The organism is Cylindrospermopsis raciborskii Cr2010 (assembly GCF_003367075.2).
In the GTDB taxonomy this organism is placed as follows: Bacteria; Cyanobacteriota; Cyanobacteriia; order Cyanobacteriales; family Nostocaceae; genus Raphidiopsis; species Raphidiopsis raciborskii.
On record NZ_CP065936.1, the window covers coordinates 457,855 to 475,610 of the forward strand.

A 17,756-nucleotide genomic window follows, 5' to 3' on the forward strand; every position below is an offset into this window, starting at 1 on the left:
AAATTGACTGGGAACTTGGATGATGATGGCGAGCTCCTGTAGGGAGTGGTTTGCAATTGTATTTATACATATCCTGTTGGTTTGTTGGGTTTCGTTCCTCAACCCAACCTACGATTACACGCTACAAAACTAGTCGGTTTTGAACCGACTTGAGCTTTGAGACCGGGAATTGATTCCAGGTCTACCCCACGGACAGTCTCCAGGTGTGGTTTAATTCAAACAATCCCGGTTAATTCCGTGTGCTTCCCGATCGCCCTCTTAATTTGAGTTAAAGTAAAATGCGATCGCATTCCCATGGGGGTATTGTGTTTCGTGTGTGAATCACAGACTTCTGCAAGGAGATAAATTCATTCCCTTAGAAATTGACTGGGAACTTGGATGATGATGGCGAGCTCCTGTAGGGAGTGGTTTGCAATTGTATTTATACATATCCTGTTGGTTTGTTGGGTTTCGTTCCTCAACCCAACCTACGATTACACGCTACAAAACCAGTCGGTTTTGAACCGACTTGAGCTTTGAGACCGGGAATTGATTCCAGGTCTACCCCACGGACAGTCTCCAGGTGTGGTTTAATTCAAACAATCCCGGTTAATTCCGTGTGCTTCCCGATCGCCCTCTTAATTTGAGTTAAAGTAAAATGCGATCGCATTCCCATGGGGGTATTGTGTTTCGTGTGTGAATCACAGACTTCTGCAAGGAGATAAATTCATTCCCTTAGAAATTGACTGGGAACTTGGATGATGATGGCGAGCTCCTGTAGGGAGTGGTTTGCAATTGTATTTATACATATCCTGTTGGTTTGTTGGGTTTCGTTCCTCAACCCAACCTACGATTACACGCTACAAAACCAGTCGGTTTTGAACCGAGTTGAGCTTTGAGACCGGGAATTGATTCCGGGTCTCCCCCACGGACAGTCTCCAGGTGTGGTTTAATTCAAACAATCCCGGTTAATTCCGTGTGCTTCCCAATCGCCCTCTTAATTTGAGTTAAAGTAAAATGCGATCGCATTCCCATGGGGGTATTGTGTTTCGTGTGTGAATCACAGACTTCTGCAAGGAGATAAATTCATTCCCCTAAATAAATGTTATCATAGCTGCAACTAAAATCTGGTAATTACTCCCCTCACTGAATGAGCTAAAATACCCATTATTTTCGATAAATTGTCTAAATAATATTCAGTCAAATCAATCCACACATTGCGATCGCATAGTTTCAAGAACTTCCAAATAGTTCCCGATGTTACAGCACCATGAATTTCCTTAATTTCGTTCTCTTCTTGAAGATTAAAATATTGTGCTGCAATCATTTCAGCTATACATTGTCCTAATCCAGCATTTAAATCCTCTTTTTTGGCTTCCACCAAAGTAATAATTGGCGCGGTGACTAGCAATAAATCATCGGAATAGGTGATTAAAAAATCACAATTGCCATTCAAACCTTGGGAGGAATCAACCGTAAAATTAACCCCAGAAAACACACCAATATGGTTAGAAAATTGCCTGCGCAAATCGACTAAAATTGGGGCAATCAGCATCTCAGATCGAGATTTTTCCGTGTTACTAGCTAATGCTAGGGGAATGTTTTCCTCAAGGATCTCACCCAGTAAAGCACTGGGTGCAAATTCTGGACATTGAGCAAATAAATGGGCTTTTTCAATTAAATTAAGCCCAAAAGCTTTTTTGACAGATACAAGACTAAAATCACTATAAGCCATGTTACCATATTATAATACGTAAAGTTTAGTATGGTCTTTTTCATTCAGTTTAAAACCGAATTTAGCTCCCTAAGCTCAATCTTGCCCAACCTTAGAAATTTGACTCACTATCTGTTTTCTCCTCGAGAAACATACTTAGTACCTTGTGTGAGTGGAATTAAACATAGGATTAACGTAGGTTGGGTTGAGGAGTGCGAAACCCAACAAATCAACAGGATATATATAAATGCGATTGGGAAGCACACAGAATTAACTAGGTAAACGTACGGACAGTTCATAGAGTGTTTCTGGCGCAATATCAATTTCCCCGGGCCACACCACTGTGCCATAATTGACAGAGGCCAGTCCAAAAAAACCTGGATTTTTCAATGGTTGAAAGACAGTCATGTCCAGATAGGGACGCATATCGAACCGACGTTTTTCGTCATTACTAAATCTCAAAATAAGATGGAAGTCTGATTCAGCAACAACGGTAAATACTCTTATCATAAGACAACCTAACGTAGATATAATTGAGAAATGCGATCGCATTTTTCTAGGGTAGACATTAATGAGCGGTAATTCCTTTAGCTTTGAGATGGGGAATTGATTCCCTCCTCCGCTGCTTCTTTATCCTTCCTACGACCACCATAACTATAACCGTAGTAATAATCATGATATTGATGAATGCTCTTATTATATTGATTGGCAACTACACCTAATACATTAATAGATGACTGCCTCAGAGCATCCTGAGCTTGCTTAATCATCGAGCGGTCTGTCCTGTGCATTTTGACCACTAAAATCAAACCATCTGTTTGCGAAGCCACCAGTCTACTATCCACTATACCCATAACAGGTGGTGTGTCGTAAATTACTAAATCGAATTTTTCACGAAAGTATGCCATCATTTGTTTCATCTTCTCAGATGAAATTAGTCGCATGGGATCTGGCGGTTGAGTTCCCGAGGTAATTACTGATAAAGTATCCAAATCTGGTAACTTTTGCATTACCTCATCAGGAGTAAGATTTGAGGTGATAGCATTGCTTAAACCAACTAAGTTGGGTAAGTTTAACCTCTTGTGTACTTGAGGAAGTCGCAAATCAGTATCCACCAGCAAAACCCTTCTTCCCACAGAAGCTGCCATTTGAGCTAGGTGTAGTGCCAATGTACTTTTTCCCTCCTCTTTGAGAGCAGAGGTGATGGCTACAGACTTGACAACTTCGTCGGAGTTGAGTAACTGAATGTTGGCATACAGCACTTGCAAAGATTGCCAAAAATGACCCTCTCCATAATAACCATATCCATAACCATACCCGTAGCCTTTCTTCTTTTTCTTGCGAGAGAAAAAGGGAAGGGGTATATCTAATGGATTGGTTTTAGCAGGTTTATTTTGGCTTTGGTCAGAATCATGGCGATATTGATAGCTGATACCAACATTTTTCATTCTCGGCAAAGTCCCCAATAGGGGGAGTTTGGTCCTCTCCTGCATGTTGATGGCATCATGATAGGAGTTGTCTAGTTTCTCTAAAAGGAAGGCGATCGCAACACTTATAGATAAGCTGCCAATTAGTCCAATCAATAAACTCTGGTAGATTTTAGGAAAAACTGGCAATTCAGGCGTCATTGGAGCTTGGACCAGTTCCCAAGGTATTTCTGTTTGGGCTACTTCAATGGCCAGTTTTTCCCGGGCTTCTAAGAAGCGATTTAAACTTTCACTAGCTAGTTGTAATTTTCTTTGCAGATCCGTGTTTTGTCTGGCTAAACGGGGTAATAGATCGAATCTGGCTTTGCTTTGCTCTTGCGCTCTGGTGATTTCTCTGTTTTCCGATTCTAGTAATAAAATAGTATTGGCCACTTCCGCTATTTTCAGACCTATATATCTCTCTTTCTCTTTTTCTATGAGAGGTAATATGTTTTGTCTTTTTTCTTCTAATGTTGTTATATATGGATTATCCCCTTGAAATCTGGCTAGTTCTCCAGATAGTTGGGCTTCTATTTGTCTAAGCTGAATAACTAATATATTGTAAGGCGACTGAGTTTGACTCTGAGTCTGGTTTAATGCAGCTTGTTGTCCTTCTGGTGTGAGCAATGTGGCATAACTGGTTCTAGCCACAGCCAACTTCTGCTCTATGGCTATTCTTTGTGTTTCTAAGCTCTGAATTTGCTCTACCAACTTACCGGACTGATCCTCTGGATTAACAAACTTGTACCTTTGTCTAAATACTTGTAGTTCACGCTGTAGTTGATCCACAGTAGCGCCAATTCTAGGCAGTTGTTCGTCTATAAACCTTAGACCTTGATTTAATTTAGTCTTGCGTTTCTCTAAGCTATATTTTAAATAAAATTTGGACAGGGTATTTAACACCAAGTCAATTTCCGCCCGATCTGGACTTTTATAGGTAATTTCTAGAACTTTAGTTTCAGCTGATCTCTGGATGGCTAAGTTTTTGATAAATAAATCGTATGTAAGCTCAGGATATTGAGATTGTATGTCAGGTAGGGCCTGATTAAGCAATTCAGGGCTTTTGAGAACTTTAATTTGGCTATCGTAGTCTAATCCTGATTGGTCAAGTTGAGTGCTTTCTAGGGCTGCGGTCAGTAAGTTATTTTTTTCGCCACTAACTGGTTCTACTAAAATCTCAAAACTGCCTTGGTAAATTTTTTCTGCTGTAAACAGGTAGTAACTACCTCCAGCCATGATCAGGGAGGCAATTGTCAAAATGCCTAATGCTCGTCTTTTGAGGATGGACATTATCTCTTTGAGATCAATGTCATCCTCAGTTGTTTGAAGGGATATCAGATTCCCAGAGGATATCACTTCTGGTTGGAGAATAATATTTTCTTTTTCTCTGGTGATGAGACTTTTGCTTTCGTTGGTACTGTTCATACTTAACTTATGCTTGACATTTAAACTACGGAGAATTCATTTTTAGCAGAGGGTATTCTTACTGATTGAACAGAATAAACCTGAACTACATGGACATAATATCATAAACTGTACCAGTTTAACATTTTAATACAAATTAACAAGTCCATTTTCAACCGACTGGTTTTGTCATATTCAAATTCCCACCTGATAATTACCACATTTTTTTGAGTCACGCATTAAGCGATCGCATTTTATTCTAACTCAAATTAAGAGCATAAGCGTTAACCGACACTAGCAATAATCTGCCCAATATCTTTAGGAGTTGCACCTGTTGCCAACATTGCTCGAATTAACAATTCCACCGAATCACTACCATTCCCAGCATTAGCAATCCGAGGTTGACTGGAGCCAATTTTAGAAGCGAGTTCAACCTGAGTCATCAATTTTTGCCGGCGCTCCTTCAAGCTGCGACTAAGAACCAGTTTGATTTCAAGCAAAAACGCTTCTTCTGGTGTTAACTCTAAAAAGTCTGAGACGGTCCCAACTTTCCAACCTTTAGATTCCAAACGTTCCTTCTTAAGTTGTTCCATCGATTTGCTCCTGTGGGTCGGTATCGTATTTGCCCAAACGCTTTTTGCAAATGTCAATTACGTTTTTAGGTGTTGATCTCGTTGTTTTATTAAAAACCTCGACAATCAAGATTGCATCGTCTTAGGAATGTTTATGACCGCCCACTTCTATAATAGCCCTTATGAAGTGGAAATAGGACACTATGTCAATTATCGGAAGCAAACAAGTAAATCCTTGTCGAACCTGCTACCAGAGGAGGATTACAGACTGTACGGATTAACAACCCACGAACCGACCCAATTAATGGGGAGATTAAAATGGAAAACTGTCAGTGAAGGGGTTTATGATATAGAATGTGTTACTATGAACGTGAGACTGATAGTCCTGTCGAAAATACCCAAAAGTGCCAACAATGAGTTGTGGAGACTGTTTAGTGCGAGAGCAGAAGTGGTGGAAGAAGCGATTAGCCATTATCAAGAAAGTTATCGCAAGAGCGAGTATAGCATATTAATGCAACAACTATATGAGTTTTACTTAAAGGAGAAACTGCCAATGACATACACATTAGAGCAATTCAAAAAAGATTTTGTAATAAGTCACTTGAGAGAGATACCGACTGAGGAGGTATTAAAGCAATATTCTCTCGAAGAGATTAAGCAATATTCTCCAAAAGAGCTGTTAAAGCAATATTCTCTCGAAGAGATTAAGCAATATTCTCCAAAAGAGCTGTTAAAGCAATATTCTCTCGAAGAGATTAAGCAATATTCTCCAAAAGAGCTGTTAAAGCAATATTCTCCTCAGGACCTCGTAGAAGGACTTTCACCAGAGACACTACAGCACTTGGCAGTTGTTCTATCTCAATTGGGTGTCAACCAAATAAAAAATCAGGAGCAATGATATTGGGATCTTAAAACTGTAAAACACACAAAAACGGTTCTTGGGAACTCTATTTTCAAATTCCCACCTGATAATTACCACATTTTTTTGAGTCACGCGTTAAGCGATCGCATTTTATTCTAACTCAAATTAAGAGAGGGAGTGCTTCGCAATCGCCCACCTCCAATTTAACACTGGACCTGCGGGGAATATAGCGCAACCTCATCCAAGTGGATTAGGAATAAATTAGTGTAAGAATTTCTGATACTATATTGACATGGGGTAATTAACCCACACCACATCTAATAAATTATGCGAACAGTCCGGTTATGGTACGTAAAAAATCCAAACCTCAGAAAAAAAAGGACACCCCAAATAGAGACTGGCACCGCCTATTAGGAATGTTTATGACCGTCCACTTCTATAATAGCCCTTATGAGGTAGAAGTAGAAAAGGATCTAACCATCAGAAAACAACTGCTAGACATTATAATCATTAAGAGATATAAAGACAGCGGATTTAATCTGTATCCAGCAGGTTTAGAAAACATGTCTAAACACAACCTAATCAGCTATAAATCCATTCATGAATCATTCACAGTTTGGTCACTAATGGAATTAATAGGACACTATGTCAATTATCGGAAGCAAACGAGTAAATCCTTGTCGAACCTGCTACCAGAGGAGGATTACAGACTGTACGGATTAACAACCCACGAACCGACCCAATTAATGGGGAGATTAAAATGGAAAACTGTCAGTGAAGGGGTTTATGATATAGAATGTGTTACTATGAACGTGAGACTGATAGTCCTGTCGAAAATACCCAAAAGTGCCAACAATGAGTTGTGGAGACTGTTTAGTGCGAGAGCAGAAGTGGTGGAAGAAGCGATTAGCCATTATCAAGAAAGTTATCGCAAGAGCGAGTATAGCATATTAATGCAACAACTATATGAGTTTTACTTAAAGGAGAAACTGCCAATGACATACACATTAGAGCAATTCAAAAAAGATTTTGTAATAAGTCACTTGAGAGAGATACCGACTGAGGAGGTATTAAAGCAATATTCTCTCGAAGAGATTAAGCAATATTCTCCAAAAGAGCTGTTAAAGCAATATTCTCTCGAAGAGATTAAGCAATATTCTCCAAAAGAGCTGTTAAAGCAATATTCTCTCGAAGAGATTAAGCAATATTCTCCAAAAGAGCTGTTAAAGCAATATTCTCTCGAAGAGATTAAGCAATATTCTCCAAAAGAGCTGTTAAAGCAATATTCTCCTCAGGACCTCGTAGAAGGACTTTCACCAGAGACACTACAGCACTTGGCAGTTGTTCTATCTCAATTGGGTGTCAACCAAATAAAAAATCAGGAGCAATGATATTGGGATCTTAAAACTGTAAAACACACAAAAACGGTTCTTGGGAACTCTATTTTCAAATTCCCACCTGATAATTACCACATTTTTTTGAGTCACGCGTTAAGCGATCGCATTTTATTCTAACTCAAATTAAGAGAGGGAGTGCTTCGCAATCGCCCACCTCCAATTTAACACTGGACCTGCGGGGAATATAGCGCAACCTCATCCAAGTGGATTAGGAATAAATTAGTGTAAGAATTTCTGATACTATATTGACATGGGGTAATTAACCCACACCACATCTAATAAATTATGCGAACAGTCCGGTTATGGTACGTAAAAAATCCAAACCTCAGAAAAAAAAGGACACCCCAAATAGAGACTGGCACCGCCTATTAGGAATGTTTATGACCGTCCACTTCTATAATAGCCCTTATGAGGTAGAAGTAGAAAAGGATCTAACCATCAGAAAACAACTGCTAGACATTATAATCATTAAGAGATATAAAGACAGCGGATTTAATCTGTATCCAGCAGGTTTAGAAAACATGTCTAAACACAACCTAATCAGCTATAAATCCATTCATGAATCATTCACAGTTTGGTCACTAATGGAATTAATAGGACACTATGTCAATTATCGGAAGCAAACGAGTAAATCCTTGTCGAACCTGCTACCAGAGGAGGATTACAGACTGTACGGATTAACAACCCACGAACCGACCCAATTAATGGGGAGATTAAAATGGAAAACTGTCAGTGAAGGGGTTTATGATATAGAATGTGTTACTATGAACGTGAGACTGATAGTCCTGTCGAAAATACCCAAAAGTGCCAACAATGAGTTGTGGAGACTGTTTAGTGCGAGAGCAGAAGTGGTGGAAGAAGCGATTAGCCATTATCAAGAAAGTTATCGCAAGAGCGAGTATAGCATATTAATGCAACAACTATATGAGTTTTACTTAAAGGAGAAACTGCCAATGACATACACATTAGAGCAATTCAAAAAAGATTTTGTAATAAGTCACTTGAGAGAGATACCAACTGAAGAAGTGTTGAAGCAATATTCTCCCGAAGAGGTATTAAAGCAATATTCTCCCGAAGAGGTGTTAAAGCAATATTCTCCCGAAGAGGTGTTAAAGCAATATTCTCCTCAGGACCTCCTAGAAGGACTTTCACCAGAGACACTACAGCACTTGGCAGTTGTTCTATCTCAATTGGGTGTCAACCAAATAAAAAATCAGGAGCAATGATATTGGGATCTTAAAACTGTAAAACACACAAAAACGGTTCTTGGGAACTCTATTTTCAAATTCCCACCTGATAATTACCACATTTTTTTGAGTCACGCGTTAAGCGATCGCATTTTATTCTAACTCGAATTAAGAGCATAAGCGTTAACCGACACTAGCAATAATCTGCCCAATATCTTATCGCCATCACCATGCAAAAAAGGTTTGAGATGAGTTTTTGTGGTTGAAGGCGTAAAAATCTGGTGTTATAACAAGATGTTAGTTTGTTTTTGTTGCATAAAAAAATCACTGGGACTCAAGTAATTTTTATACTTGCCTCTAAGAGAACGAATAAACTCTTTCCGCTGATTAGAGACATCTTCCTTAACCTGATCTAAGCCAATGGTAGACACAGAAATTTTTTCTTCGGCTAAAGACATTACAAAGTCTCGATGGCTTAATCCTGCTATTTGAGCAGCTTTTTTTTCAGAAATTTCGCCTTTTTGATACCAATGAATAGCAGCAGCGAGTTTCATTTTTTTCACAAACTCTTGAGGTTTACAGCGAAAACTGTCAAAGATTTCATCAGGTAATTGAATCGAAATGTCCATCATAATTCTACACGTAAATTTAATAAGTTAATAGAAACTTTATCTGGCAAATATCCCCATTTCTCAAATTGTACCTGCAATTCCGGATTATACTGTATGGTGTCGATAACCGGCAAATTCATTTTATCTCCACTGGCACTTACCCAATGCCATAAGGATTGATTGCCACTAATACCACTTGTTATTAGCTTAGGCTGGGATTTGCGTGCTGCTCGAAAACTACCCCACACTTGGGTTTGCTCATAAGCGATCGCATTTTATTTTAACTCAAATTAAGAGGGCGATTGGGAAGCACACGGAATGAACCATGATTTGGTTGAATCACCCCACACCTGGAGACTGTCCGTGGGGGAGACCGGGAATCAATTCCCGGTCTCAAAGCTCAAGTCGGTTCAAAACCGACTGGCTTTGTAGTGTGTAATCGTAGGTTGGGTTGAGGAACGAAACCCAACAAACCAACGGGATATGTATAAATGCGATTGCAAAGCACTCCCTACGGGAGCTCGCCATCATCATCAAGGGAATGAATTTATCTCCTTGCAGAAGTCGTGATTCACACGCGAAACACAATACCCCCATGGGAATGCGATCGCATTTTATTTTAACTCGAATTAAGAGGGCGATTGGGAAGCACACAGAATTAACCAGGTAAACGTACGGACAGTTCATAGAGTGTTTCTGGCGCAATATCAATTAAGCGATCGCATTCTATTTTAACTCGAATTAAGAGGGTGAAGGGGTTTATGATATAGAATGTGCTACTATGAACGCGAGACTGATAGTGCTGTCGAAAATACCCAAAAGTGCCATCAATGACTTGTAAGCGATCACATTTTATTTAACTCGTAATCAGTTCACAAGTTATAGAAACTTTATCTGGCAAATATCCCCATTTCTCAAATTGTGCCTGCAATTCCGGTAGATGACGAAATGCAAGAAAATATAGATATTCAGGTGCAAAGTCCGCTCCATTTGACCAACGTATTGTCTTCGACTGGGGATCAACTTCAAACTGCTGAAAGATATCCAGGTTTTGCAGGGGCTTAAACACTTTGCCATTTAAGCTATCGCCTAAGTCAACGATCCCACTGCGATTGTCATTAAACTTAATTTTAATCTTGTAGCCATCGAGATGCTCAGCAGAAACAATGTGTAAGAACATATGTTTATTCCAAAGGAGCGATATGATTCGGTTGATCTTGCCGTCGGCAAAGTTGCCAATTGGTCAGCAACTCAGATTGATGTAAATCATGCCATTCCAAAACATGACGCAATGCACGTTTTGGAAAGGATCCACTTACCACACCCGTATTGATTTCAATCTCGCACTTAAAACGGCAAATTCCTTCCTTGACGCCCTGCTGCCATACCTGTATACTCTGGAACTATTTTTCCAAGTATCATCAGTAACTTCCCTATATCCTGTCTTCTAGCAGCCAGAAATAGTAAATCCGGCGTTGCATATTTGCGGGATGAATCAACTAAACGCGGGTATTACTTCATACTTTAAATAGTGAAGTAATAATTTAATTGAATACCTAAGCATATCTACAGATTTTGAATAGCATAGCGTTTTTCTATGTAGTCGCGCTAAGTAGTGACGTAAACGTGTATTTTCACCCTCTACCCTAGTCATATATGTTTTGCTCACAATATGATCCTCTGGCTGAATAAAACTCGGATAAACCCTCCACCCATCAGTAACATAAAAAAAGCATTGCCAGAGTTTAACGATGTCCCACAAAGGTTGAAATGCTTGTGAGCTGTGGTCTCCCACAACCCAAGCCAGGATATTTTTACGGAAGTGATTTACTGCTGTCCACAACCATATTTTGTTTTTTTTTGATCCCACAAAGGTCTCCAACTCATCAAGCTCACCTACCAAGGGTGTTTCCTCAACTGGTGGAGCATCTGGAAGTATGGAACCAATTTGTTTTAGCCAGTAAATAATAGTTGTATGATGAACGCCTTTATCGCGTTCAATTGCTCTAAATCCCATACCGTTAACATAAGAGCGCAGGCAACTTTGTTTAACTTCTTCTGAATAGCCTTTAGGTGGACTATAGACATCGATAAATTGACGACCACAATCAACACAAATGTGATTTTGTTTACCTCGACGTTTGCCATTCTTTCTGATTTTGGAAGACCCGCAGTTTGGACAATGCACAGTAGATTACCTCAATTCATACCTCTATTATGCAACGCCACGTCGGATAACATTTGCAGTACAGCAGGATATAAAATAGTTTTTCCTCTATACTTCTGAGTGTAGGCTTGCGTCCGCCCCCGGGCGCACGTTTGCGGTTTGCTAAGGAGTTGAACACGGTGCGTTCATAGGTATCAGCAAACTGAGATAACAGCTCGTTGAATGCTTGGCGGTTAAGTCCAGTCATTGCTCGTAGCAGTCGCTCTTGATTCAGGACGCGGTCTAACTTCAACATTAATGTCACCCTACTTGTCTGCTTGATTATTATCCCTTATTTTCCAACAACTCTATTCCTCCTGCATATCTTCCCGCAGCTCCCTTTCCTTTAATTCCCCTCAAGCTAGAAAGCAACTGAACTGCCTGGTCTTGAGTAAGTTTATGGGAGATAGTTGCAGCAGTTATTAACAGAGCTGTTCCACCCAGGGCAAAGTAAGGCGCTAGGACATCGTCACTAGGTATAACTTTGACTACTTTAACAGCTTGCGCTAGGTCCATGTTATTACGTAATTCTACTGCTACTATATGTCTTACTCCATTCCAGCCCTTGGCTACTTTTACCTCCTTGCTTAAATTAGCTAATGAACTGGCAAATAGACGGGAACTTATTAATTGCTCTGCTGCATAAGCGGTAGCTATTTCTGATAGCGCTGTATCTACCTCCCTTCTGGTTCTTTCCCCTTTTTTGGCAATGAACCTCAGTATGGCTTCTTTTATCTCTGTAATGCTTGTTATTTCACTGTCCTCCCTTAAACTACTCGCGATCGCCTTTAGTTCATCCTGGGGGAGAATAAAACCCAGGTCTTTAGCTACAGTAGATATGGTTTGCTTTTCTGCTAAGGTAATTTCCTTATTTTGTGATAGCTCTGGAGGCTCGTCTAGAGTAATTACATGGTCTGCTTCTTGGGCAGTTTTTTTCAGGTTCGACCAATGAGAGTCAGAAACGCTTTTCCCCAATAAGGATTCATACAATTGTCTTTCTACCGTATACATAACTGCATAGTCAAATTACTGCATTTTTCAAAGAAGTAATTTCCACAGCGCTTAATCACCAGCAAGTTTACCAAATGGCGTAAGCGGCAAGAATTACGCAAACCTGGGAACAACTCAAGTTGGGGGAGCATTGTGGGTTATTTTTACTGTTCAGACTCAGTGCTGATTTCAGTGATTTTGTGCCATTTGCTATCTTTATCCAGATCTCCTGCCCACAGGACTTATGGTAATGCGAAGGAAACGATATTCAAATACACTAAAACCATTATACACCACACACACCTTATAGTGTCAATAGTGTGTTGAAAATTTAAGGATTGGGTGATATTATCTGGTTGTCAAGTAATTCAGGTACTTTGAGTAATGGAAGAAAAAGAGCTAGTCCCCATTCGATTCTTTCTTTCTAAGGAAGAAAAATTAGAGTTTAGAAAGATTTGCTTAGAAGAAAATACAACCATGAAAGACAAAGTAAGAGAAATAATATGTGATTATGTGGAAAATCAAAAAGAGGAGAAAAAGAAAAAATAAAATCCCGGGATCTACCTGGGGGGATAACCATTTCCTGATTTCAATTAGCTGTATTTTTTATTACAGAAGATGATTTAGTTCTACCATCAGATATATTTATTTCCCACCCAGGGCATAGATGCTTATAACTTACACAGGGTGACATCTCCGGTATTGGGTAATAGTAGCATTTTATATCGTTAATTCAGCGTAAATACAAATACTAATTCAGGTAATACCAAATTTCAATAAATAAACCTGTCTTAGTTGCAAATTTATTAGAGAGCATGTATAATAAAAACGGTTAAACAGAAAGAAACCCCCCGGCAAGGGAGTTTCTCTCCTTTTAACTTATTAACCCCACAGAACATCGTCTCTATTTCTGCCAAGAACCGGTGACTTTGATGACTGTGGAATATTCCCCGGAGGGCTAATCACATGACCATAATACACAATTTTTCCTATTCGTGTCAACCTAGTTCACAAAAATTTTCTGAAGTCAAAGACAAGATAGACGACCGGTGCGAAAGAACTGATAATTTAGATAAGACCGAACTTAAAGAACAAACCTTTAGCTTTCTAACCCGCCTTGGGTTTACTGTAGGAAAAGAACTGTGGATAAAAACTTCTAAGCGCCAGGTGTTAAGGGCGGTGGTAGGAAAGGGAGAATTAGAAGTATTTCCCCAACGGAAGGTAAGCAAGGTAGAAGATCCGAAAGGTGGTTCTGTGTGGCGGGATGCTGGTAAATCCTATGGATGGGAGTTCCTATACCAGCTTTCTCAAGAAACTTCCTTATTCTTCTTGCCCAACCATCCTCAAGGTGGGATTGGCAAGGGACACTGCACCAATTTCTCTAATCTTTTCTTTGAGGTAGATGACCTCCCCCTAGACCAACAGTTCCAAAATATTGAAAATCTAAAGAGTTTAGGTCTTTTACCGAGCGCAATAGTTTTCTCTGGTGGCAAGTCTTTCCATACATTCCTATCTCTAACAGAAGACCCCGGTCCAGACCTATGGGTTATTTTGCAGAAAAAATTGATCTGCCTAACTCAGTCAGATCCAGCTATTAAGAACTTAAACCGGGAAATGCGGTTACCAGGGTTCTTTCGCCCGGATAAGGGCAAATATCAATCCCTGGTGAGTACGGGGGATAGACGCTATTCTATTAAAGAGATTGAAGATATCTTACAATCCTTTTTTCCCTATGGTTTATCCGATGAGCGGTGGAATGATTGGAGACTAGCGGAAAAAGCTGAGAAGAATGGGATTTTATCCATGCCAGAGGAATCACTACCAACTGTGGTGAGCAGGATGGAGAGGCAGAAGCAACTGGCAGCCAGAAAACAGTTGGTCTGGGAAGAGGAGAATAATTTAATTGAACTGGTTAATAAAACTGCGGAACAAGCCACCATTGAGGACTTTGAAAAATTACATCCCCTGAAAGTAAAGTGGTTTGGCAAAAAGGCTAAAAGTGACTGTCCTTTTCATCAATCACAATCAGGAACAGCTGGTTGGTTTGGAAGCATTGGTAGCAAGGTAGGTTGGGCTTGTCCCATAGATACTGACAATAGACTTTTAGACCTTTTCCGGTTCTTTTCTAAATTGCGTTACGGCAAAGAAAACCCCACCGGTAAAGAATGGGTTGACATTGCCAAAGCCTATCTCACGGAAATGGGCATAGCATTTTCCGATTGGAAGCCAGTAAAAAATGGCAGTCTAGCTAAACTAGGAGAAGAAATTAAGGCCAAGGATATAGAAGATAACCGGGTTGAGGAATCTCAAGACCTATTTGCCTTATTGAAAAAAGCAGGCAAAAGTCTGCGTAAAATAGCTAAAGGATTTGGTAAAGAAAAATATGTGATATCTAATCCATCACATACAGTAACAAGAAAGAAAATAAATGTAAAAGAAATCAAGAAAGAGATACTAGATGCTTATAAAAGTGGTTATAAGAACATAATTGTAAAAACACCTCCCGGCAGTGGAAAAACCCACACAGCAGGCACATTTATGCCTGATGAGCTAAATGTAAATAAAATTCTTTATGTGACAAATGGGGTGCAAAATCCCACAGTATCAAGTCTGGTTGATTGGTCTCCAGCCACGGCAAGACACGGTGGTCTGAAGTGGGATACCTCTCAAAAAACTGCTGATGGTAGATATTACCTACGACGAGCCAAAAAGGGAGAAAAGCCGGATATTCAGCCTAATTGCATTGCTAGCGAGGTATTTGAGGGTTTGCGACAACAAGAGGTCAATGTAGATAACTCATCTGTTATTTGCGATGGATGTCCCGTATCAGGAACCTGCAAATCTTTTCAAGGATTTCTCATAGACCGCAAGACTGCATTAGAACAAGACCGAGTGCGTATCCATCCTGAATCAATAGATCCCACCATTTTCGATTCTCATTTACCCATTGGAGCTATTTGGGATGAAAATATCATCAAGTTTAAAAAAGATATTACTTTCACTGAAACAGACTTAAATGCTACCTTAGGTTTTCTAGCACATAACACAGAAGTATTGGTAAAATTTCTACCTTTGTTAAATGGAATTAGAGAATTCTTTAAAGAGAAGAGCAGCCCTTACAACGGATATGAAAGGGAAGAAATTCTTGCCCGCCTACCGGAAGTAACCAGGGAGCATCTAGATTTGGCAACCAACCTTGTCCCCGACCTTTCCTTTTTAGAAAACTTTTTTAATGGAGTGCATGGTAATAGGTCAGCCAACTTGAGCTTGAGAAAAGAGTCAGTGAAGGAAACTGCTGAAACCATAAATAATATGGGTAAACAGTGGTTATTACCTTTTGTAAGAGCTATTACAGAAAAAGGATTTTTATACTACAAGAAGGGGGTCTTCACCATTTCTGTACCGGAAGAGAAACACACCAAAATAATGGAAGCTGCCAAAGTTAATATCATATTAGATGCTACAGCGGATCCAGAATACATAGTAACAGCATTAAAAATGGAGACGGAAAAGACCATAGTTTTAACATCGGAAGTGGAAACCCCCAATCTGAAAATAAAAATCCTAACAGGGATGGGGAATTTAAGACCCCAGGGTAAGGAAAGAACTAGCAGCAAACAAAAGAGAGTAGATGCAATAAGAGAAAAATTTCTCACTCTTTTTCCCGATGGAGTAGTTTTTGAGTATAAATCAGTGGCTCGAGAAGGGGATAGAGTCCACTTTCGAGACAGTAGAGCAAACAACACAGACCAGGAGAAAAAAGCCTGCTTGTTATTAGGAGTTCCCATCCCTAATCTTGCTGATGCCCGAGCCGCCTGGGAAATTGGGTTGGGTGGGGGAAAAGGATTTGATGATTACCTAGGGAGGTTAACTGTAGCGGAGATATGTCAAACCATAGGTAGACTGAGAGCTAGTCGCAGACCCAAAGAGGAGATAATAGTATACATAGCAGGAGATACCAGATTTGACTTGAGTAAAGCCCTCAAAGAGAACTTTAATGGAGCGGAAATAACTACACAAGACGTGGGAGAAATTTGCCCTGAAGCAGGGGATGCCAGCCATAGGGTTTTAGCGCTGGTTAGCAAGGGAGTAAGAAAACTGATAGAAGAGGGTAAAAAAGTGACTCAACAAAACCTAGCTAAAGTAGCGGGTATAGGACAGTCAACCATAGCAGAGAGTATCCCCTGGGGTAAGTTCAAAAAAATATCGGAAATCCTATTAGGGAGATTTAATACAGAATCCGATAAAAAAGAACCTGAGTTGCTACCGGATGAAAGTTGGTTCATAGACCAGTATTTACCCATACTTATAGAAGAGGAGGTGGGGCCCCAAGAGGTAATTGAAACCTTAGAAAGGGTGGCACAAACTCCAGAGAAAATAGCCGAAATGTTAAGCCGGCTACCAAAATATTTAAAGCAGGGTATCCTCTGGCTACTTTGTAAGGATTTGGAAGTCCCCTGGCAGTTGTCACCCTCCTGATCTCTCTTGAGACTAGGACAGGCGTTATTCTATACGGGGTGTAATGCAATCGCACATCTACTATTAATACTGTTCTAGCGAACCGGTAAAACAACCTGGTTAATTTCCCTTGACCATTCTGACCCACAGGTTAAGTCAGACGAAATTGTGTGCTTTCAGTATAAAAAATTAATACCAGGTCTTGACTTTGATTTCCCTATGTATTATTATTGCACGCAAAGGTTAGTAAATATGTTATGAAATTGACCTTTTATTCAATCGAGCTACCAAAAAATTTTATAGGTATTTCATGACTAAATGTTTTGAATACTGCTGTTATGGGTTACCTGATTTTTTAGTGTAACTACATAAAAATTACTTTGATACAAATAAACTATACAAAGATCCAAGACAAATGATAAACCAGGATTTTTCTAATCAAAATCTCAGAGGACGTTCTTTCAAGGGACAAAATCTTGAAGGTGCAAACTTTAGCCATGCTGATATCAGGGGTGCAAATTTCACTGATTTAAAAAATAGATTACAATCGGCACTAGAAGCAGGAGGATTAGAAGTGCTAAAAGCGATTTTTGATCATCCACTCTTTAGTATTCCTGCTGAAACGATAAAAGGTTTTCTTGAAGCTGAATAATCACTGACTAACTGGTAAAACCTGCTAGTTAATTTCCCTTGAGAAAAAACAGGACATGCGTTCTCCCGCAGGGCGTGCTTTGCGATCGCCCGTCGAGAATGTCTCGTGATTACCCACTAAATTTATCACGTCTGTCACTAATCTTAACCTTACTGAATCTAAATACAATGGTATAAGCACCATCCCACTTCTAATATATCTTTCGCAGCTTAAACTTTAAGGTAAAACAATTTTGCTGTTATAATTACACCATGAAAT

16 protein-coding genes and 1 pseudogene are annotated in these 17,756 nt (G+C 39.6%); 6 read left to right on the forward strand and 11 right to left on the reverse strand.

Features of this window, described 5'->3' with window-relative positions; genetic code table 11:
- Positions 1-1,099 precede the first annotated feature (1,099 nt).
- From C6N34_RS02075 to C6N34_RS02090, 4 genes are all read right to left on the reverse strand, one after another.
- Entirely contained in the window at positions 1,100-1,714 is a 615-nt protein-coding gene (locus C6N34_RS02075) for a hypothetical protein (protein ID WP_115538935.1), read from the reverse strand.
- A gap of 249 nt (positions 1,715-1,963) precedes the next feature.
- Positions 1,964-2,203, reverse strand: a complete 240-nt coding sequence (locus C6N34_RS02080; protein ID WP_115538934.1) for a DUF2442 domain-containing protein — start codon at positions 2,201-2,203, stop codon at positions 1,964-1,966.
- Between the two features lie 77 nt (positions 2,204-2,280).
- Positions 2,281-4,584, reverse strand: coding sequence for a GumC family protein (locus tag C6N34_RS02085; RefSeq protein ID WP_115538933.1), 2,304 nt, complete (start codon positions 4,582-4,584; stop codon positions 2,281-2,283).
- 263 nt (positions 4,585-4,847) lie between these two features.
- Positions 4,848-5,156 (reverse strand): transcriptional regulator, encoded by a 309-nt coding sequence (locus tag C6N34_RS02090; protein ID WP_057177413.1) that lies wholly within the window; start codon positions 5,154-5,156, stop codon positions 4,848-4,850.
- A gap of 133 nt (positions 5,157-5,289) precedes the next feature.
- Here C6N34_RS02090 and C6N34_RS02095 point away from each other — a divergent pair, with 133 nt between their 5' ends.
- The 3 genes from C6N34_RS02095 (at position 5,290) to C6N34_RS02105 (ending at position 8,620) form a co-directional block, all read left to right on the forward strand.
- Positions 5,290-6,033, forward strand: a complete 744-nt coding sequence (locus C6N34_RS02095) for a hypothetical protein (protein ID WP_236107300.1) — start codon at positions 5,290-5,292, stop codon at positions 6,031-6,033.
- Positions 6,034-6,419: 386 nt separating this feature from the next.
- The gene (locus C6N34_RS02100; RefSeq protein WP_236107302.1) at positions 6,420-7,388 is read left to right on the forward strand and encodes a hypothetical protein; all 969 of its coding nucleotides are present in this window, start codon (positions 6,420-6,422) and stop codon (positions 7,386-7,388) included.
- Positions 7,389-7,774: 386 nt separating this feature from the next.
- Complete coding sequence (locus C6N34_RS02105; RefSeq protein WP_236107304.1) at positions 7,775-8,620, forward strand: hypothetical protein; 846 nt, start codon at positions 7,775-7,777, stop codon at positions 8,618-8,620.
- Positions 8,621-8,865: 245 nt separating this feature from the next.
- Here C6N34_RS02105 and C6N34_RS02110 read toward each other — a convergent pair whose 3' ends face one another.
- From C6N34_RS02110 to C6N34_RS02140, 7 genes are all read right to left on the reverse strand, one after another.
- Positions 8,866-9,213, reverse strand: a complete 348-nt coding sequence (locus tag C6N34_RS02110; protein ID WP_082604673.1) for a UPF0175 family protein — start codon at positions 9,211-9,213, stop codon at positions 8,866-8,868.
- Positions 9,210-9,440 carry a hypothetical protein gene (locus C6N34_RS02115; RefSeq protein WP_115538288.1) on the reverse strand — a complete coding sequence of 77 codons (231 nt, stop codon included), beginning with the start codon at positions 9,438-9,440 and terminating at the stop codon, positions 9,210-9,212. The genes C6N34_RS02110 and C6N34_RS02115 overlap by 4 nt, the downstream gene beginning before the upstream one ends.
- Before the next feature lie 608 nt (positions 9,441-10,048).
- The gene (locus C6N34_RS02120) at positions 10,049-10,372 is read right to left on the reverse strand and encodes a DUF2442 domain-containing protein (RefSeq protein WP_006278987.1); all 324 of its coding nucleotides are present in this window, start codon (positions 10,370-10,372) and stop codon (positions 10,049-10,051) included.
- Between the two features lie 4 nt (positions 10,373-10,376).
- Positions 10,377-10,514 carry a DUF4160 domain-containing protein gene (locus C6N34_RS02125; RefSeq protein ID WP_235528960.1) on the reverse strand — a complete coding sequence of 46 codons (138 nt, stop codon included), beginning with the start codon at positions 10,512-10,514 and terminating at the stop codon, positions 10,377-10,379.
- Between the two features lie 173 nt (positions 10,515-10,687).
- Complete coding sequence (locus C6N34_RS02130) at positions 10,688-11,380, reverse strand: IS1 family transposase (RefSeq protein ID WP_141302948.1); 693 nt, start codon at positions 11,378-11,380, stop codon at positions 10,688-10,690.
- A 16-nt stretch (positions 11,381-11,396) separates the two neighbouring features.
- Positions 11,397-11,654 carry a hypothetical protein gene (locus C6N34_RS02135; protein ID WP_236107306.1) on the reverse strand — a complete coding sequence of 86 codons (258 nt, stop codon included), beginning with the start codon at positions 11,652-11,654 and terminating at the stop codon, positions 11,397-11,399.
- Positions 11,655-11,683: 29 nt separating this feature from the next.
- Positions 11,684-12,409, reverse strand: a complete 726-nt coding sequence (locus C6N34_RS02140) for a hypothetical protein (RefSeq protein WP_236107308.1) — start codon at positions 12,407-12,409, stop codon at positions 11,684-11,686.
- A 363-nt stretch (positions 12,410-12,772) separates the two neighbouring features.
- Here C6N34_RS02140 and C6N34_RS02145 point away from each other — a divergent pair, with 363 nt between their 5' ends.
- The 3 genes and pseudogenes from C6N34_RS02145 to C6N34_RS02155 all read left to right on the forward strand — a co-directional run.
- A complete protein-coding gene (locus tag C6N34_RS02145) occupies positions 12,773-12,937 on the forward strand; it encodes a hypothetical protein (protein ID WP_236107310.1) in 165 nt (54 codons plus the stop codon).
- Between the two features lie 417 nt (positions 12,938-13,354).
- Positions 13,355-16,867, forward strand: a complete 3,513-nt coding sequence (locus C6N34_RS02150; RefSeq protein WP_236107313.1) for a hypothetical protein — start codon at positions 13,355-13,357, stop codon at positions 16,865-16,867.
- Between the two features lie 394 nt (positions 16,868-17,261).
- Positions 17,262-17,375: pseudogene (locus tag C6N34_RS02155) on the forward strand (pentapeptide repeat-containing protein); the annotation flags it as partial.
- Positions 17,376-17,756 lie beyond the last annotated feature (381 nt).